The organism is Streptomyces sp. NPDC047085 (assembly GCF_040643735.1).
In the GTDB taxonomy this organism is placed as follows: domain Bacteria; phylum Actinomycetota; class Actinomycetes; order Streptomycetales; family Streptomycetaceae; genus Streptomyces.
In genome coordinates, this window is record NZ_JBEYUW010000004.1 from 526228 (window position 1) to 543777 (window position 17550).

Sequence of the window (17550 nt, forward strand, 5' to 3'; positions counted from 1 at the left end):
ATGCGAGAGATCTTCGCGGGGCTGCCGTGGTGGGTGAAGTGGGTCGCGGTGCCGGTCATCGCCCTGGTCGTGTTCGGCAGCCTGATAGGGGCCGTGGTCGCCTTCGTGATCGGCCTGCTCTTCAAGGTGCTGGTCTTCGTCGCCCTGGTCGGCGGGCTCATCTACGTCGTACGGAAGTTCACCTCGAACTCCTCGTCGCGCGGCGACTGGTGAGGCGCGCGGGAGCCGGTGAGCGGTAACAGAAGGCACCGGTTCCCTCGGGGGAGGGAAGTTTCCCCGGCAGGCCGTCTGCGCGCGGTGGCGGACGGTTAGAGTCCGGAACTCCCCGTGGGGCCCGGACCCCTCGGGCGGCACGCACCCCCACCCGTGTCTCCCCGCACGGGCAGCCCACCCTCGCCTTCGGGAGTGACCCCTTGGCCACGGTTGACACCGCACCGGCAGAACCCCACACACCGCCCGCCCCGCCGCGGTCCTGCACACCCCCCATGCAGCGCCCGCCCGTCGCGACCGGCCCCGACAAGCACTCCGCGACCCTCATCGGATCCGTCCAGCGCGCCCTGCGCCTGCTGGAGGCCGTCGCCGCGCACGAGTACGGCGCCCCCGCCAAACAGCTCGCACGCGAGACCGGCCTCGCCCTGCCCACGGCCTATCACCTGCTGCGCACCCTCGTGCACGAGGGCTATCTGCGCCGCGAGAAGGGGCTGTTCCTCCTCGGCGACGCGGTCGATCGGCTCAGCAGCAGCGGAGCACAGCAGAAACGTCGCAGCACGGTGGCCGACACGCTCGCGCAGTGGCGCGATTCCATCGGTGTGCCCGTGTACTACGCCATGTACCGGGACGGCGAGATCGAGGTCATGTGCGTCTCCGAGACACGTGAGACGCCCGCGGTCGAGGAGTGGGCCGACTTCCGCGAGACCGGACACGCCCACGCGATCGGCCAGTGCCTGCTCTCCCAGCTGGACGAGGACGCCCGCCGCGACCACCTCGCCCGGTATCCCGTGCGACCCATCACGCCGTACACCGTGCGTGACGACGAGGCCCTGCTGCGGCGGCTGGCCCGGATGCGGCGCATGGATCTGGTGGTGGAGCGCCAGGAGTACGCCCTCGGCACGGTCTGCGCGGCGGTTCCCATCACGGTCGGCACCATGGCGGCCACGATGGCGATCTCGCTCCCCCTCCAGCAGTCCGACCGGCTGGTACCCGCCGCCCAGCGGTTGCAGGCCGAGATCGGGCGTCATCTCGGGTCTCTGGCCCTCTCTATCAGTATCTGAAAACTTACTCCTTGTGATCTGGTGTGCACGTTCAGCAAGATTTGACCACGGTCGGGCGATCAATCCCGGCCAGTCGACGTCATACGACGGGGTAGGCGATGCGCGAGTCCGTACAGGCAGAAGTCATGATGAGCTTTCTCGTCTCGGAGGAGCTCTCCTTCCGCATCCCGGTGGAGTTGCGCTACGAGACCACTGATCCCTATGCGGTGCGGCTCACCTTCCATCTGCCCGGCGATGCCCCGGTGACCTGGGCCTTCGGGCGGGAGCTGATGATCGACGGGGTCGGCCGGCCGTGCGGGGAGGGGGACGTGCACATCGCCCCGGCCGACTCCGAGGTGCTGGGCGAGGTGCTGATCCGGCTTCAGGTGGGCGGCGACCAGGCGCTGTTCCGCTCCTCGGCGCCGCCGCTCGTGGCCTTCCTCGACCGTACGGACAAGTTGGTGCCGCTCGGTCAGGAGGGTGCGCTGGCCGACTTCGACGCCCACCTCGACGAGGCCCTGGATCGCATCCTGGCCGAGGAGCAGAGCGCCGGCTGAAGCGTTGCGGCAACCGAGCCCCAGGGGGTCCGCAGTGTCGCGTGAAGCTGCGCAGAAACGCTTCTGCGTGGGATGTCGGGCTCTCGTCGACGTGGCGGGCCTGGGACCGCGCTCACCGCTTCCGGCGCCGCCCCCTGCCGCCACGCGCCGCGGGGGGCTGGGCGCCGGCGGGAGCCGCCGTGCCCGAGGACGGCCGGTCGGCCGACACCACGAGGGCGGCGAGGGCGGTGGTGACCGGCACCGAGGCGACCAGGCCGATCGAGCCCACCAGCGTGCGCACGATCTCCTCCGCCACCAGCTCGCTGTTGGCCACGTCCCCCACGCTGCTCCGCGCGATCGAGAACAGCAGCAGCAGCGGCAGCGCGGCACCGGCGTAGGCGAGGACAAGGGTGTTGACCACGGACGCGATGTGGTCGCGGCCGATCCGGATGCCCGCCCGGTACAGCCCCCGCCAGCCCATCGCAGGATTGGCCTCGTGCAGCTCCCACACCGCCGAGGTCTGGGTCACCGTCACGTCGTCCAGCACGCCCAGCGAACCGATGATGACGCCGGCCAGCAGCAGACCGCTCATGTCGATCGACGGATACAGGCCGTGGATGAGGCCGGTGTTGTCGTCCGTGTTGCCGGTGAGCGCGGCCCAGTCGATGAACTCGGAGCCGAGGACGCCGATCAGCAGGAGCGAGACCAGCGTGCCGAGCACCGCGACCGACGTACGGGCGGACAGTCCGTGGCACATGTAGAGCGCGATGAGCATGATGGCGCTCGACCCGACCACCGCCACGAGCAGCGGATTCGAGCCCTGAAGTATCGCGGGCAGGATGAAGAGGGTCAGCACCAGGAAGCTGACGGCCAGCGCGACCAGCGCCATGACACCCCGCAGCCGGCCCACCACCACGACGGCGAGCGCGAAGATCCCGGCGAGCAGCGCCATGGGGAACTTCCGGTTCACATCGGTGACCGAGTACTGCAGATCCCTCGGCGCCGAGGGCTCGTAGGCGACCACGACCTTCTCGCCCTGGTGCAACTGCCGTGACTGGTCCGGCTGCACGATCTCGGTGAACGTACGGCCCTTGTCCTTGCCGCTGTCGACCCGGACCGTCGCCTTCTTGCAGGTGCCGTTCGCCTCCTGCTGCGCCGCGTTGCCCTCGGCGGTGGAGGTGTCGCCGGTCGGGGTCTCCCCCGAGGCGTTGACCGACTTGCAGCTCACCTCGACCACCCTGGTGACCGTGGCCTGCTGGGTCTGGCGGTCGAAGCCGACGCCGGTGCGCTGGTGCGACGGGGCTCCGCCGGGCCACAGCACCACGAGGCCCACCACGACGGCCGCGGTGAACGGGACCAGGATCGCCGCGATGACCTTGCGCAGATGCTTCGAGACCGGCGCGGCGGGTCCGTGGCTGTGGCTGTGGCTGTGCGTGTGGCCGTGCCCGCCGCCGGAGCCATGTCCGTTTGCGGCACCATGGCCGCCACCGTTTTCGGGGCCGTGCCGGTGGGGTGGGCCAGGTGGGCCGGGCGGTGGGTTCGGGGGCTGGTGTGTCGTGGTCACGGCCCGATCATTGCAAGAACGGCGGAGGCCCACTGTTCATCACGCCACATATGACGCTAGCGTGGAGGCACCTTTGCACACGCGGGAGCTCGGAGCACCGGGCTGAGAGGGCGCTGACCTCCGTATTCGCGATGTTTCACGTGGAACGTGGTTTCACGGGAAACATCAGCAGACGGAAACCGCTGCGTCGACCGCCGAACCTGTTACCGGGTAATGCCGGCGTAGGGAGTAGGTCTCATGACCAACAAGGACGCACGCACGCCTGCCTCCACGCAGAACGCGACCGCCGGGTCGACGGACGCGGGGGCCGGGAAGTCCATCGGCTGGCACAAGTCGTACGTCGAGGGTTCGCGCCCCGACCTGCGCGTGCCGGTCCGTCAGGTGCACCTCACCAACGGGCAGTCGGTCACGTTGTACGACACATCGGGCCCGTACACCGATCCACTCGCCGACACCGACGTCCGCAGGGGCCTGCCGCCGCTGCGGGAGAACTGGATCATCGCCCGCGGTGACACCGAGGAGTACGCGGGCCGTCCCGTGCGCCCCGAGGACGACGGGATCAAGCACACCTCCCCGCGCGGTGGGCTGCGCAACCTGGACGCGGTCTTCCCGGGACGCCCGCGTCAGCCGCGCCGGGGCCGTGACGGTCAGGCGGTGACGCAGCTGGCGTACGCGCGCCGGGGCGAGATCACGCCCGAGATGGAGTTCGTGGCCCTCCGGGAGAACGTGTCGCCCGAGGTCGTCCGCGAGGAGATCGCGGCGGGCCGTGCGGTCCTGCCCGCGAACGTCAATCACCCGGAGATCGAGCCGATGATCATCGGCAAGCGGTTCCTGGTGAAGGTCAACGCCAACATCGGCAACTCCGCCGTCACCTCCTCGATCGAGGAGGAGGTCGAGAAGATGACCTGGGCGACCCGCTGGGGCGCCGACACGGTCATGGATCTCTCCACCGGCCGCAACATCCACACCACCCGCGAGTGGGTGCTGCGCAACTCCCCCGTCCCCATCGGCACGGTGCCGCTCTACCAGGCCCTGGAGAAGGTCGACGGCAAGGCCGAGGAACTGACCTGGGAGATCTACAAGGACACGGTCATCGAGCAGGCCGAGCAGGGCGTGGACTACATGACCGTCCACGCCGGCGTGCGCCTGCCGTACGTCCCGCTCACCGCCAACCGCAAGACCGGCATCGTCTCGCGGGGTGGTTCGATCATGGCCGCGTGGTGCCTGGCGCACCACAAGGAATCGTTCCTGTACGAGAACTTCGAGGAGCTCTGCGAGATCCTCGCCGCCTACGACGTCACCTACTCGCTGGGCGACGGCCTGCGTCCCGGCTCGATCGCGGACGCCAACGACGAGGCGCAGTTCGCGGAACTCCGGACTCTCGGGGAACTCAACCGGATCGCGAAGCGTTTCCACGTACAGACGATGATCGAGGGCCCCGGTCACGTCCCGATGCACAAGATCAAGGAGAACATCGACCTTCAGCAGGAGATCTGCGATGAAGCTCCGTTCTATACGCTCGGCCCGCTGACCACGGACATCGCGCCGGCGTACGACCACATCACCTCCGGCATCGGTGCCGCGATGATCGCCTGGTGGGGCACGGCGATGCTCTGCTACGTCACGCCCAAGGAGCACTTGGGCCTGCCCAACCGTGACGACGTCAAGACCGGCGTCATCACCTACAAGATCGCCGCCCACGCAGCCGACCTCGCGAAGGGGCACCCGGGTGCGCAGGAATGGGACGACGCGCTGTCGGACGCCCGGTTCGAGTTCCGGTGGGAGGACCAGTTCAACCTCGCCCTCGACCCGGACACCGCGCGGGAGTTCCACGACGAGACCCTGCCGGCCGAGCCCGCCAAGACGGCCCACTTCTGCTCGATGTGCGGGCCGAAGTTCTGCAGCATGAAGATCTCGCAGGACATCCGCCGCGAACACGGCAGCAGCAAGGCCGAGATCGAGGAGGGCATGGCCCAGAAGTCGAAGGAGTTCGCGGCCGCGGGCAACCGCGTGTACCTGCCGATGGCGGACTGACGCACTGCGGTCGGGGCTGCTTCCTGAGGCCTATGTGTCCGGGGGGCAGCGCCGGCGGAGTTCCGTGGCCCCGGCGCCAACCGGCGTCCGCGGGTGGCCGGTGTCCGGCCGCGCCCCGGTCAGGGGCGCAGGCCGGGGGTCATTCCGGCTGGTGTTCCGGGCCGCCGAAGTCGGGGCTCGTGTAGTCCGGGCTGGTGAAGCTCGGACGGCCGGAAGCGGTGCCGTCGTCGGGGCTGCTGAAGCCGGGGCGGCCGTAGCCCAGGCGCGGCATTCTGCCGGTCGGGGCCGCGGGCGCCGTGCGGTGCAGGGCGGCCGTGTCGGGCTGGGCGAGGGCGTCCCGGAGGAACGGCAGGATGCCGCGCTCCAGCAGGGCGTCCCGCCAGGCCTCTCTGGCCCTGTCCACCTCGCGGCTCGCCTCGTTGTGGGACTGGGCCTCCGCGGCGGCGCTGTTGCGCAGGGCGGTGAGCAGCAGTCCGGCTGCGGCGACGAGGATCGCGCCCGCGGTCAGGGCGCCGAAGACCCACCCGGCGGTGAGCATGGTCCGTGCGAAGGCCTGTTCGGGGGCCAGCATCTTCAGGATGTAGCCCACGAGCAGGAAGATCGCGGCGGCGGTTCCGGCGAGGACGGGGGCCAGCACGGCGACGACCGCGACGGCGCCCGCGCCGGTGGGCTCGGCGGTCTCGCCGAGGGTGGTGGCGAGCCCCATCGCGCCCGAACCCGGTTCCGCGGAATCGGAATCGGAGTCGGTGGACGAGAGGGTGGACGGCGCCGGATGGCGCAGTTCCTCGCGGACCTTCACATAGTGCTGGTACTCGGCCGCCGCGGCCGTCGTGATGAGGGCGGTGGCGTTGAGCGCCATGGTGCGCAGTTGTTCGGGGTTGAGCCGCTGTCCGACAGCGGACAGTTCCGGGCGGTGTGGTGCGGAGCGCAGCGCCTCATCGAGGATCCGCTCGAATTCCTGGCGGTCCTCGCTCAGCAGGTGCTGCGGAACGCTGTTCATGTGCATCCCCCGATGCTCCGTAGGGCTTGGGGCTCGCACGCCGGCGAGCCGTCGGGCAGAAACGGAGGGGAGCCTGCTACGGATAAGCCGATGGTAGAGCCGTGACGGCACACGGTGACAGGGGGTTGCCGGAAATTGGGGTGGTCGGCCCGCGCCCGCCCGGCCGGGACGGGTCGGAGGGGAGCGGAGCGGTGAATCCTCAGGTGTCCAGGGGAAGTTGCTGGACCAGCAGCTTTCCGGACATGGTCACGCCGCCGTCCATGGCGATGGCGAGCCCGTCGGCGTAGACGTGCGGTCCCTCGACGAGGGGGCGGCCGCCCTCCTCGCCGTCCTCGGAGCCGACCTCGCCGAGCAGATAGGGGATCGGGCTGTGGCCGTGAACGATCCGGGTGCCGCCGTACGTATCGAGCAGGGAGCGCACGGCGTCGGCGCCGCCCTCGTCACGGAAGGAGAAGCGCTTGGTGAACTTGCGGAACAGGTCCCAGCACTCGTCCGCGTCGTTGCGGGTGAGCGTCTCGCGGACGGTGTCGTTGACCGCTTCGATCGAGTCGCCGTAGTCGAGATAGGCGGTGGTGTCGGAGTGCACGAGCAGATAGCCGTCGACCTCCTCGACGGCGTCCAGGCGTGCCATCCACTGCAGATGGTGGTCCTGGAGGCGGTCCATGTCGGTCTTCTGGCCGCCGTTGAGCAGCCAGGCCGCCTGGAAGGTGGCGGTGCCTGCGCCGGAGTTGACGGGGGTGTCGCCGAACCGCTTGGCGCCGAGCAGGAGCAGCTCGTGGTTGCCCATGAGGGCCTTGCAGTAGCCGCCGGCCGCGGCGGCCTCGGCGGACAGCCGCATCACGAGGTCGATGACGCCGATGCCGTCCGGGCCGCGGTCGGTGAAGTCGCCGAGGAACCACAGCCGGGTGGTGCCCGCGCACCACTGGCCCGAGGCGTCGATCAGACCCTTCTCCTCCAGGGCGGCCACCAGTTCGTCGAGGTAGCCGTGGACGTCGCCGACGACGTAGAGCGGGCCGAGGCCGGTCGCGGGCTGCGGGGCCGGGGCGGCGGGAGCCGGTTCGACGGGGACCTGGAGCGTGTCGCCGCGGTTGATGACGGGCAGGTCGCGCTGCGTGGGCGTGTAGCCCTCGGGGTAGGTCTCGTCGACGGGCGGGAGGGTGTCGCCGGGGTGGGTGTCGACGTGCGGACCGGTCTCGTGGACGTACGCGGGTACCCGGAAGTCGCGCAACGTCGCCGTCCGCTCCACCTCGGGTCCCTGACCGGCCCCCTGAGTCATCAGACCCCTCCACCATCGCGCCGCAGCTGCACCGCTTCGGACTGCCTGGTCGCAGCGGCCCGCGGTGTCGTGGGCCCATCATAGGAATGCGCGTCGCGCCGTGTGATGACCCAGGGGTGGTGAATCGGAGCAAGACTCCTGTTCACCGCGGCTTTCGCCCCGTTTGGGCAGGGGTTCGCCCGGTTGCCCATCCGCTGCCGCTCGCCCGCCGAAAGAGGTCGCCCGGCCTGTTGGGGGGCGGTAAGGCCCGCGCACCGGAGGCCCCGGCTGCGCGCGGGCCGTCCGCCAGCCGTCGGCGCTACCCCTCCTCCGGCGCCCGCGGCGGGCTGACCGTGGTGCGTGGCGGACGTCGCTGGGACGAGGTACGCACGATCAGCTCGGTCGGTATCACCTGCTCGACGGGCTGGTCGGAGTCGACCCCCTCGATGGCGTCGATGAGGAGCTGGACCACCGCCGTGCCGATGCGGCGCGGCTTCAGGGAGAGCGTGGTGATGGGCGGCTCGGTGGTGGCGTACACCGTGGACTCGCTGCAGCACACCAGCAGCAGGTCGTCCGGGACGCGCAGTCCGTAGCGGCGGGCGGCGGCGAGCAGGTCGGTGCCGTTGGGGTCGAACAGGCCGTAGACGGCGTCGGGCCGGTCGGGGCGGGCGAGCAGGCGGTCGGCGGCGACGGCGCCCGCGCACGGGTCGTGCGCCGGGTAGGCCTCGTAGACCGGGTCCTGGCCGACGCGCTCGCACCAGCGCAGGTAGGCCGTGGTCGACAGATGGGTGTACGTGTCCGTGGTCGTGCCGGTGAGCAGGCCGATCCGGCGGGCGCCGGCGTCGGCGAGGTGGTCGAGGATGCCGAGGACGGCCGCTTCGTGGTCGTTGTCGACCCAGGCGGTGACGGGCAGGGAGCCGGCCGGGCGGCCGTCCGAGACGACGGGCAGCCCCTGCCGGACCAGTTCGCTGACGACCGGGTCCTGGTCGGAGGGGTCGATGACGACCGTGCCGTCCAGGGCGACGTTGGACCAGACGTCGTGGCGGGAGGTCGCGGGCAGGATGACGAGCGCGTAGCCGCGGGCGAGCGCGGCCGAGGTGGCGGCCCGCGCCATCTCGGCGAAGTACGCGAACTCGGTGAAGGTGAAAGGTTCATCCCCGTATGTCGTCACGGTCAGGCCGATCAGTCCCGACTTGCCGGTACGGAGGGTGCGGGCGGCGGCCGAGGGGCGGTACCCCAGCCGGTCGGCGACCTCGCGGACATGGCGCCGGGTGGCATCCGGGAGCCGGCCCTTGCCGTTGAGGGCATCGGAGACGGTCGTGATGGAGACCCCGGCGGCGGCGGCCACGTCCCTGATGCCCGCCCGGCCCGGCCGGCTGCCTCGACGTGAGGTTTCCGCGCGGCTCACCTGGTGCTTCCCTGCTGCTGTCATGGCGAGCCGATAGTAGGGCTCATGCGGTGGGGTAGTGCGGACGCATATGCACGCGTTGACAGGCACGTTTCTGCATGGTCGTCAGGGGCTAACTACCTTAGAAAACAAGTCAGTTGAGCACCTTGTCGGTAGGACGTGACGTGGCGGCGCATGTGGACCTGCCAAGTCTCCGATGTCTCGAAGAGGTCTCAACTCACCTTCACGGGTGATGCGCGCCACGGCGTGAGCTACCGGCGCATAGATATATGTGCGGCGCGCCCCCCGATCCGTACGCCTTCGTACGGCGATGCCCCTGATGCCCGTGGGACGGACGAGGTTCGCGCCCCCGCGGCTCCCCGGCAGTACGCAAGCGCGCCGAATCCTCATAAGGTGAGGAGTATTGGAAGCCGGCGGCGTCGACGGTCCGCCGGTGGTCGCGAGGAGGACTGCGGTGAGCGAGACGAGCCCCAAGCTGCGCGCCGAGCTGGAGGGTATCCCCACCTACAAGCCGGGCAAGCCCGCCGCGGCCGACGGACCGGTCGCCTACAAGCTGTCCTCCAACGAGAACCCGTACCCCCCGCTGCCCGGCGTGATGGAGAGCGTCACCGCGGCCGCGGGCAACTTCAACCGCTACCCGGACATGGCCTGCACCGGGCTGATGAACGAGCTGTCGGAGCGCTTCGGCGTACCGGTCTCCCACCTGGCCACGGGCACCGGCTCGGTCGGCGTGGCCCAGCAGCTGATCCAGGCCACCAGCGGACCCGGCGACGAGGTGATCTACGCCTGGCGGTCCTTCGAGGCGTACCCGATCATCACGCAGATCAGCGGTGCCCGGTCGGTGCAGGTTCCGCTCACGCCGGGCGATGTGCACGACCTGGACGCGATGGCGGACGCGATCACCGACCGGACGCGCCTGATCTTCGTCTGCAACCCCAACAACCCGACCGGCACGGTGGTGCGGCGGGCCGAGCTGGAGCGGTTCCTCGACCGGGTTCCGGCCGATGTGCTGGTGGTGCTGGACGAGGCCTACCGGGAGTTCATCCGCGACCCCGAGGTGCCCGACGGCGTCGAGCTGTACCGGAAGCGGCCCAACGTCTGCGTTCTGCGCACGTTCTCCAAGGCGTACGGCCTCGCGGGGCTGCGCGTCGGCTTCGCGATCGGCCACGAGCCGGTGGCGGCGGCGCTGCGCAAGACGGCGGTGCCCTTCGGCGTCAGCCAGCTCGCCCAGGAGGCGGCGATCGCCTCGCTGCGGGCCGAGGACGAACTGCTGGGCCGGGTCGGCTCACTGGTGTGCGAGCGTTCGCGCGTGGTCGACGCGCTGCGCAAGCAGGGATGGACGGTGCCGGAGACCCAGGCCAACTTCGTGTGGATGCGGCTGGGGGAGCGGACGGCGGCGTTCGCGACGGCCTGTGAGGAGCACGGTGTGGTGGTCCGTCCGTTCCTGGGCGAGGGTGTGCGGGTGACGGTCGGGGAGACCGAGGGGAACGACATCTTCCTGAAGGTGGCGGAAGCGTTCCGCAAGGAGGTCTGAGCGGGCTTCGGGAGAAGTCCCGAAGCGGATCCGGGTGAGCCTCGCCTTGTGCGGGGCTCTCCTCGTCTGGGCCGGGCCTGTTCGGCTCGTCCCGGGTGGGGGCCTGCTTGGCCCGTCCCGGGCGGGACGGCTTGGCTTGTCCAAGCCGGGCCCTATCCGTCGATCGGTTCCACGCGTATCGGGTCGCCGTCCCGGACCGTCGCCAGGAGACGTACGTCTCCCTCGATCCGGCCCAGGACATTGCACGGGCTCGCCAGGCGGCACTCGTCGCCTCGCGAGATCGGCGTGGGCCCGTAGGGGAGGGCCAGTGCGTCGCCGTCGGTCCAGAAGGCCACGGTGCCGGGTTCGACCACCTGTCGGGCGTCCGTTTCACGTGAAACAGAGACGCCTGTGTCGAAATACACCTCCTCGCCCCATGTGTGGGCCGTGGAGACGAGCGGCAGCTCCTTGCTGAGGGCCCGTGCGGTCGGTGTGTCCTCGAGCGTCGCGGTGAGATGGCCGGAGGGCCAGGAGATCCGTATCTGCATGGCGCGCAATTCAACAAGATGTTGAAGTCGCTGTCCAAGGGCTTGACGGGACGGCAAAGGGGCCACCCCCCTTCTGTTGCCGAAAATCAGTGCGTCATAATGGCTTGTGAATGTGAACGCGTTCACAAGCTCAGCCGGATTGCCCTGTTTGCCCCTGGCAAACGGGGCGAACCGCCGCTTTGGTACGGCGACGTAAGGAGAGTGACGACGTGGAACTGGCTCTGGCGCCAGAGACACTGGCGCGCTGGCAGTTCGGCATCACCACCGTCTACCACTTCCTGTTCGTCCCCCTGACGATCTCGCTGGCCGCCCTCACGGCCGGACTGCAGACCGCGTGGGTGCGTACGGAGAAGGAGAAGTACCTCAGGGCGACCAAGTTCTGGGGCAAGCTCTTCCTGATCAACATCGCCATGGGTGTGGTCACCGGCATCGTGCAGGAGTTCCAGTTCGGCATGAACTGGTCCGACTACTCGCGCTTCGTCGGTGACATCTTCGGCGCCCCGCTCGCCTTCGAGGCGCTGATCGCGTTCTTCTTCGAGTCGACCTTCATAGGCCTGTGGATCTTCGGCTGGGACAAGCTGCCCAAGAAGATCCACCTGGCCTGCATCTGGATGGTCTCGCTCGGCACGGTGCTGTCCGCGTACTTCATCCTCGCGGCCAACTCGTTCATGCAGCACCCCGTCGGCTACCGGATCGACAAGGCGAGAGGGCGCGCCGAGCTGACCGACTTCTGGGCCGTGCTGACCCAGAACACCGCGCTCACCCAGGCCTTCCACACGCTCTCGGCGGCCTTCCTGACCGGTGGCGCCTTCATGGTGGGCATCTCCGCCTACCACCTGGCCCGCAAGAAGCACATCCGCGAGATGAAGACCTCGCTGCGGCTCGGCCTGGTGACCGTGGTCATCGCCGGCCTGCTCACCGCAGTCAGCGGTGACACCCTCGGCAAGGTCATGTTCAAGCAGCAGCCGATGAAGATGGCCGCGGCCGAGGCCCTGTGGGACGGCCAGAAGCCGGCACCGTTCTCGGTCTTCGCCTACGGCGACGTCGAGAAGAGCCACAACACCGTGGCCATCGAGATCCCTGGCCTGCTGTCCTTCCTCGCCAACGACGACTTCACCTCGTACGTCCCCGGCATCAACGACGTCAACAAGGCCGAGCAGCAGAAGTTCGGGCCCGGCGACTACCGGCCCAACATCCCGGTCACCTTCTGGGGCTTCCGCTGGATGATCGGCTTCGGCATGGCCTCCTTCGCCATCGGCCTGGCCGGACTCTGGCTGACCCGCAAGAAGTTCATGCTGCCGCAGCACCTGCGGGTCGGTGAGGACGAGGTGCCGCACCTGGTCCTGTTCAGGAACAAGGCGCTCGGCTCGAAGCTGACCCCCTGGTACTGGCGCATCGCGACCTGGACCATGGCCTTCCCGCTGATCGCCAACTCCTGGGGCTGGATCTTCACCGAGATGGGCCGCCAGCCATGGGTCGTCTACGGCGTCCTGCAGACCCGGGACGCGGTCTCCCCCGGCGTCTCCCAGGGCGAGGTCGTCACCTCGATGATCGTCTTCACCGTGCTGTACGCGATCCTCGCCGTGGTCGAGATCCGGCTGCTCGCGAAGTACGTCAAGGCCGGCCCGCCGGAGCTGACCGAGGACGACCTCAACCCGCCCACGAAGATCGGCGGCGACCCGCGTGGCGCCGACAAGCCGATGGCCTTCTCCTACTAGGCCGAGGGGACAGTCATGCACCTTCACGACGTCTGGTTCGTCTTGATCGCCGTCCTGTGGACCGGCTACTTCTTCCTGGAGGGCTTCGACTTCGGGGTCGGCATCCTCACCAAGCTGCTCGCCCGGAACCGGCCCGAGCGCCGGGTACTGATCAACACGATCGGGCCGGTCTGGGACGGCAACGAGGTGTGGCTGCTCACGGCGGGCGGCGCGACCTTCGCCGCCTTCCCGGAGTGGTACGCCACCCTCTTCTCCGGCTTCTACCTGCCGCTGCTCGCCATCCTGGTCTGCCTGATCGTCCGGGGCGTGGCCTTCGAGTACCGGGCCAAGCGGCCCGAGGAGAACTGGCAGCGCAACTGGGAGACGGCGATCTTCTGGACCTCGCTGCTCCCGGCCTTCCTGTGGGGCGTGGCCTTCGGGAACATTGTGCGGGGCGTGAAGATCGACCGGCACTTCGAGTACGTCGGCGGCGTAGCGGATCTGCTCAACCCCTATGCCCTGCTCGGCGGCCTGGTGACGCTCACCCTGTTCACCTTCCACGGGGCGGTGTTCACCGCGCTGAAGACCGTCGGGGACATCCGGCTGCGGGCGCGGAAGCTGGCGCTGCGGGTCGGTGTCGTCACCGCCGTCGTCGCGGTCTGCTTCCTGCTGTGGACGCAGGCCCACAGCGGGGACGGCAAGAGCCTGGTCGCGCTGATCGTGGCGGTCGCCGCCCTGCTGGCCGCCCTGGTCGTCACCAGGGCCGGGCGCGAGGGATGGGCGTTCGCCCTGTCCGGAGTCACCATCGTGGCCACCGTGGCGATGCTCTTCCTCTCGCTCTTCCCGAACGTCATGCCGTCCACGCTCGACCCGAGCTGGAGCCTGACGGTCACCAACGCCTCGTCGAGCCCGTACACCCTGAAGATCATGACCTGGTGCGCGGGGATCGCCACACCGCTCGTCCTGCTGTACCAGAGCTGGACCTACTGGGTGTTCCGCAAGCGGATCGGTACGCATCACATCGCCGACGCCGCACACTGAAACCGCCAGGGGTATGTTTCACGTGAAACGCACCCCACGGGACTGAAGGACACGTTTCACGTGAAACCGATCGATCCCCGCCTCCTGCGATACGCCCGCGCCACACGCTTCTTCCTCGTGGCGGTCATCGCCCTCGGCGGGGTCGGTGCCGGGCTGGTCATCGCTCAGGCGATGCTCATCGCCGAGGTGGTGGTCGGGGCCTTCCAGCACGGCCGGTCCGCCGGTGACCTGGTCACTCCCCTGTCGCTGCTGGCTGCCGTGGCGTGCGGCCGCGGGTTGGTGTCGTGGCTGACCGAACTCGCGGCCCACCGGGCCAGCGCGGCCGTGAAGTCCGAGCTGCGGGAGCGGCTGCTCGACCGCGCGGCGGCGCTCGGTCCCGGGTGGCTGAGCGGACAGCGGACCGGCTCACTGGTCACCCTGGCCACGCGCGGGGTCGACGCCCTGGACGACTACTTCTCGCGCTACCTCCCGCAACTGGGGCTCGCGGTGGTCGTCCCGGTCGCCGTGCTGGCGCGGATCGTCACCGAGGACTGGATGTCGGCGGCGATCATCGTCGTCACCCTGCCGCTCATCCCCCTCTTCATGATCCTCATCGGCTGGGCGACCCAGGCCCGGATGGACCGTCAGTGGGGGCTGCTGTCCCGGCTGTCCGGGCACTTCCTGGACGTGGTCGCGGGCCTGCCCACGCTGAAGGTGTTCGGCCGGGCCAAGGCCCAGGCCGAGTCCATCCGAAGGATCACCGGCGAGTACCGCCAGGCCACCCTGCGGACCCTGCGGATCGCCTTCCTCTCCTCCTTCGCGCTGGAACTGCTCGCCACGCTGTCGGTCGCACTGGTCGCCGTGACGATCGGCATGCGGCTCGTCCACGGCGACATGGACCTCTACGTGGGCCTGGTCATCCTGGTGCTGGCGCCGGAGGCGTATCTGCCGCTGCGCCAGGTCGGCGCGCAGTACCACGCGGCGGCGGAAGGGCTGGCCGCGGCCGAGGAGATCTTCACCGTGCTGGAGACGCCGATCCCGACGTCCGGCACCGCGGCGGTGCCCACCGGCGCGATGGCCTTCGACGCGGTGACGGTCCGCTACCCGGGTCGGTCCACGGACGCCGTGACCGACGTGTCCTTGACCGTCGAGCCGGGCGAGACCGTCGCCCTGGTCGGACCGAGCGGCGTCGGCAAGTCGACGCTGCTGAACGTGCTGCTCGGGTTCGTACGGCCCACCGAGGGCCGGGTGCGGATCGGGGGAGCCGATCTCGCCGACCTCGACCTGCGGGAATGGCGGTCACGGATCGCGTGGGTGCCGCAGCGGCCGCATCTGTACGCCGGCACCATCGCGGAGAACGTCCGGCTGGCCCGGCCCGACGCCGACGACACCGCCGTACGCCGGGCGCTGCGGGACGCCGGAGCGCTGGAGTTCGTGGACGCGCTGCCCGAGGGTGCCGACACGGTGCTCGGGGAGGACGGGGCCGGGCTGTCCGCGGGCCAGCGGCAGCGCCTCGCGCTGGCCCGGGCCTTCCTCGCGGACCGGCCCGTGCTGCTGCTGGACGAGCCGACGGCCGCGCTGGACGGGGCGACCGAGGCCGATGTCGTGGCGGCGGTGCGGCGCCTGGCGATGGGCCGCACGGTGCTGCTGGTGGTGCACCGGCCGGCACTGCTGGAGGTGGCGGACCGGGTGGTGCGGCTGCGCCTTCCTGCTGCGTCCGCCTCCCGGCTCACGGCTTCCCCGCTGGACGTGCGTGTCCCCGAGGTGGTGACCACCGCGGCCGACGTGCGCGTGCCTGAGCCTGCCGCACCCGTGGCCCCGGGCGCACCGCTCACCGAACCCGCCGGCACCCGCATTCCCGAAGCGGTCGGCCCCGCCGAAGCCCGACGCAAGCCCGCGGCAGGTGAGCCTCAGGAGCCCGATGCGGGTCTGACGGCATCTCAGGGCCGCGTCCTCGCGCGCGTGCGGGCGCTGGCCGGTCCCCGGCGCGGGCGGCTCGTCCTCGCGCTGCTGCTCGGGACGCTGGCCCTCGGCAGTGCCGTCGGGCTGATGGCGACCTCCGGATGGCTCATCTCGCGGGCCTCGCAGCAGCCGCCGGTGCTCTATCTGATGGTGGCCGTGACGGCGACGCGGACCTTCGGGATCGGGCGGGCAGTCTTCCGGTACGCCGAGCGGCTGGTGTCCCACGACGCCGTGCTGCGGATGCTGGCCGACACCCGGGTCGCCGTCTACCGGCGGCTGGAGCGGCTGGCGCCCGCCGGGCTGCGGACGACCCGGCGCGGCGATCTGCTGACCCGGCTGGTCGCCGACGTGGACGCCTTCCAGGACTACTGGCTGCGCTGGCTGCTGCCCGCCGGTGTCGCGGTCGCCGTCTCCGCCGCCTCGGTCGGCTTCACCGCCTGGCTGCTCCCCGAGGCCGGGGCCGCGCTCGCTGCCGGCCTGCTCGTCGCGGGCGCCGGCGTCCCCCTGATCACCGCGGCGGCGGCCCGGCGTACCGAACGGCGGCTGGCGCCCGCCCGGGGCGTGCTCGCGACCCGGGTGACCGACGTGCTCACCGGCACCGCCGAGCTGACGGTCGCCGGTGCCCTCCCGGCCCGTACGGCAGCGGCCCAGGAGGCCGACGGGACGCTCACCCGGATCGCCGCGCGGGCCGCAGGGGCCACCGCGCTCGGCGACGGCCTCACCGCGCTGGTGTGCGGCCTCACCGTCACCGCCACCGCACTGCTCGGCGCGCAGGCGGTGGCCGCGGGCCGGCTCGGCGGAGTGCTGATGGCGGTGGTCGTCCTCACTCCGCTGGCCGCCTTCGAGGCCGTCCTCGGGCTGCCGCTCGCCGTGCGCCACCGGCAGCGGACGGCCCGCAGCGCTGAGCGCGTGTACGAGGTGCTGGACGCCCCGGAGCCCGTGCACGAGCCGGAGCGACCCCGGCAGGCGCCCGCCTCACCCTTCCCGGTCGTGGTCCGGGACCTGGCCGCCCGCCACGACGGACAGCACCGCGACGCGCTCGCCGGAATCGACCTCACGCTGGAGCAGGGCCGGCGCGTCGCCGTGGTCGGCCCCTCCGGCTCGGGCAAGACGACCCTCGCCCAGGTGCTGCTGCGCTTCCTCGACCCGAGCGCGGGTACGTACACGCTCGCCGGGGTGGCGGCGGACGCGCTGGACGGCGACGACGTACGACGGCTCGTCGGACTGTGCGCCCAGGACGCGCACCTCTTCGACAGCACCGTGCGCGAGAACCTGCTGATCGCGCGGAAGGACGCCACTGAGGCCGACCTGCTCGACGCGCTGGCCCGGGCCCGGCTGCTGGAGTGGGTGGAAGGCCTGCCCTACGGCCTGGACACGCACGTCGGCGAGCACGGGGCCCGGCTCTCCGGCGGCCAGCGGCAGCGCCTCGCACTCGCCCGCGCGCTGCTCGCCGACTTCCCGGTGCTGGTCCTGGACGAGCCCGCCGAGCATCTGGACCTGCCGACGGCCGACGCGCTCACCGCGGACCTGCTGGCCGCGACCGAGGGCCGTACGACCCTGCTGATCACCCACCGGCTCGCGGGGCTCTCCGCCGTCGACGAGGTCGTCGTCCTGGACGCGGGCCGGGTGGTGCAGCGGGGCCCGTACGCGGAGCTGGTCGCGGCGGACGGACCGCTGCGCACGATGGCGCGACGGGAGGCGGAGGCGGAGTCGCTGGTGGGGGCGGTGTGACAGCACCGCCCCCGCGGATCGAGGCAGGTCCG

General features: G+C 70.5%; 13 protein-coding genes and 1 riboswitch. Of the genes, 8 read left to right on the forward strand and 5 right to left on the reverse strand.

What is annotated here, in order from left to right; genetic code table 11:
- The 3 genes from ABZ865_RS17890 (at window position 1) to ABZ865_RS17900 (ending at window position 1807) form a co-directional block, all read left to right on the forward strand.
- Entirely contained in the window at window positions 1-213 is a 213-nt protein-coding gene (locus ABZ865_RS17890) for a DUF5326 family protein (RefSeq protein WP_361230923.1), read from the forward strand.
- Between the two features lie 272 nt (window positions 214-485).
- Window positions 486-1271, forward strand: coding sequence for an IclR family transcriptional regulator C-terminal domain-containing protein (locus ABZ865_RS17895; RefSeq protein ID WP_361230925.1), 786 nt, complete (start codon window positions 486-488; stop codon window positions 1269-1271).
- Window positions 1272-1369: 98 nt separating this feature from the next.
- The gene (locus ABZ865_RS17900; RefSeq protein WP_100827152.1) at window positions 1370-1807 is read left to right on the forward strand and encodes an SsgA family sporulation/cell division regulator; all 438 of its coding nucleotides are present in this window, start codon (window positions 1370-1372) and stop codon (window positions 1805-1807) included.
- 112 nt (window positions 1808-1919) lie between these two features.
- Here the strand turns inward: ABZ865_RS17900 and ABZ865_RS17905 are convergent, their stop codons facing one another.
- Window positions 1920-3350, reverse strand: a complete 1431-nt coding sequence (locus ABZ865_RS17905; protein WP_361230928.1) for a YibE/F family protein — start codon at window positions 3348-3350, stop codon at window positions 1920-1922.
- Window positions 3351-3421: 71 nt separating this feature from the next.
- Window positions 3422-3595, forward strand: a riboswitch (TPP riboswitch).
- Between ABZ865_RS17905 and thiC the strand changes: the two genes are divergently transcribed.
- A complete protein-coding gene (thiC, locus tag ABZ865_RS17910; RefSeq protein ID WP_361230930.1) occupies window positions 3588-5384 on the forward strand; it encodes a phosphomethylpyrimidine synthase ThiC in 1797 nt (598 codons plus the stop codon). Its footprint overlaps the riboswitch before it by 8 nt.
- A gap of 139 nt (window positions 5385-5523) precedes the next feature.
- On the opposite strand, the gene ABZ865_RS17915 is transcribed toward thiC, so the two are convergent.
- From ABZ865_RS17915 to ABZ865_RS17925, 3 genes are all read right to left on the reverse strand, one after another.
- Window positions 5524-6390, reverse strand: a complete 867-nt coding sequence (locus ABZ865_RS17915; RefSeq protein ID WP_361230932.1) for a hypothetical protein — start codon at window positions 6388-6390, stop codon at window positions 5524-5526.
- 193 nt (window positions 6391-6583) lie between these two features.
- Window positions 6584-7660, reverse strand: coding sequence for a metallophosphoesterase (locus tag ABZ865_RS17920; protein WP_361230934.1), 1077 nt, complete (start codon window positions 7658-7660; stop codon window positions 6584-6586).
- A 298-nt stretch (window positions 7661-7958) separates the two neighbouring features.
- The gene (locus ABZ865_RS17925; RefSeq protein WP_361230936.1) at window positions 7959-9071 is read right to left on the reverse strand and encodes a LacI family DNA-binding transcriptional regulator; all 1113 of its coding nucleotides are present in this window, start codon (window positions 9069-9071) and stop codon (window positions 7959-7961) included.
- A 430-nt stretch (window positions 9072-9501) separates the two neighbouring features.
- Between ABZ865_RS17925 and hisC the strand changes: the two genes are divergently transcribed.
- On the forward strand, window positions 9502-10581 hold the full coding sequence (gene hisC, locus ABZ865_RS17930; RefSeq protein WP_361230938.1) for a histidinol-phosphate transaminase: 1080 nt from the start codon (window positions 9502-9504) through the stop codon (window positions 10579-10581).
- 152 nt (window positions 10582-10733) lie between these two features.
- On the opposite strand, the gene ABZ865_RS17935 is transcribed toward hisC, so the two are convergent.
- A complete protein-coding gene (locus ABZ865_RS17935) occupies window positions 10734-11108 on the reverse strand; it encodes a cyclophilin-like fold protein (protein ID WP_361230940.1) in 375 nt (124 codons plus the stop codon).
- Window positions 11109-11317: 209 nt separating this feature from the next.
- Here ABZ865_RS17935 and ABZ865_RS17940 point away from each other — a divergent pair, with 209 nt between their 5' ends.
- From ABZ865_RS17940 to cydD, 3 genes are read left to right on the forward strand one after another with little or no spacing between them, the layout of a single operon-like run.
- Window positions 11318-12826 (forward strand): cytochrome ubiquinol oxidase subunit I, encoded by a 1509-nt coding sequence (locus ABZ865_RS17940; protein ID WP_361230942.1) that lies wholly within the window; start codon window positions 11318-11320, stop codon window positions 12824-12826.
- A gap of 15 nt (window positions 12827-12841) precedes the next feature.
- Entirely contained in the window at window positions 12842-13846 is a 1005-nt protein-coding gene (gene cydB, locus ABZ865_RS17945) for a cytochrome d ubiquinol oxidase subunit II (protein WP_361230944.1), read from the forward strand.
- Window positions 13847-13906: 60 nt separating this feature from the next.
- The gene (gene cydD, locus ABZ865_RS17950) at window positions 13907-17518 is read left to right on the forward strand and encodes a thiol reductant ABC exporter subunit CydD (RefSeq protein ID WP_361230946.1); all 3612 of its coding nucleotides are present in this window, start codon (window positions 13907-13909) and stop codon (window positions 17516-17518) included.
- Window positions 17519-17550 lie beyond the last annotated feature (32 nt).

What these genes read in the sequence shown, in the direction of transcription:
- ABZ865_RS17890 (WP_361230923.1), top strand. Translation starts at nt 1, where the DNA reads ATGCGAGAGATCTTCGCGGGGCTGCCGTGGTGGGTGAAGTGGGTCGCG.
- ABZ865_RS17895 (WP_361230925.1), top strand. Translation starts at nt 486, where the DNA reads ATGCAGCGCCCGCCCGTCGCGACCGGCCCCGACAAGCACTCCGCGACC.
- ABZ865_RS17900 (WP_100827152.1), top strand. Translation starts at nt 1,370, where the DNA reads ATGCGCGAGTCCGTACAGGCAGAAGTCATGATGAGCTTTCTCGTCTCG.
- thiC (WP_361230930.1), top strand. Translation starts at nt 3,588, where the DNA reads ATGACCAACAAGGACGCACGCACGCCTGCCTCCACGCAGAACGCGACC.
- ABZ865_RS17915 (WP_361230932.1), bottom strand. Translation starts at nt 6,390, where the DNA reads ATGCACATGAACAGCGTTCCGCAGCACCTGCTGAGCGAGGACCGCCAG.
- ABZ865_RS17920 (WP_361230934.1), bottom strand. Translation starts at nt 7,660, where the DNA reads ATGACTCAGGGGGCCGGTCAGGGACCCGAGGTGGAGCGGACGGCGACG.
- ABZ865_RS17925 (WP_361230936.1), bottom strand. Translation starts at nt 9,071, where the DNA reads ATGACAGCAGCAGGGAAGCACCAGGTGAGCCGCGCGGAAACCTCACGT.
- ABZ865_RS17935 (WP_361230940.1), bottom strand. Translation starts at nt 11,108, where the DNA reads ATGCAGATACGGATCTCCTGGCCCTCCGGCCATCTCACCGCGACGCTC.
- cydB (WP_361230944.1), top strand. Translation starts at nt 12,842, where the DNA reads ATGCACCTTCACGACGTCTGGTTCGTCTTGATCGCCGTCCTGTGGACC.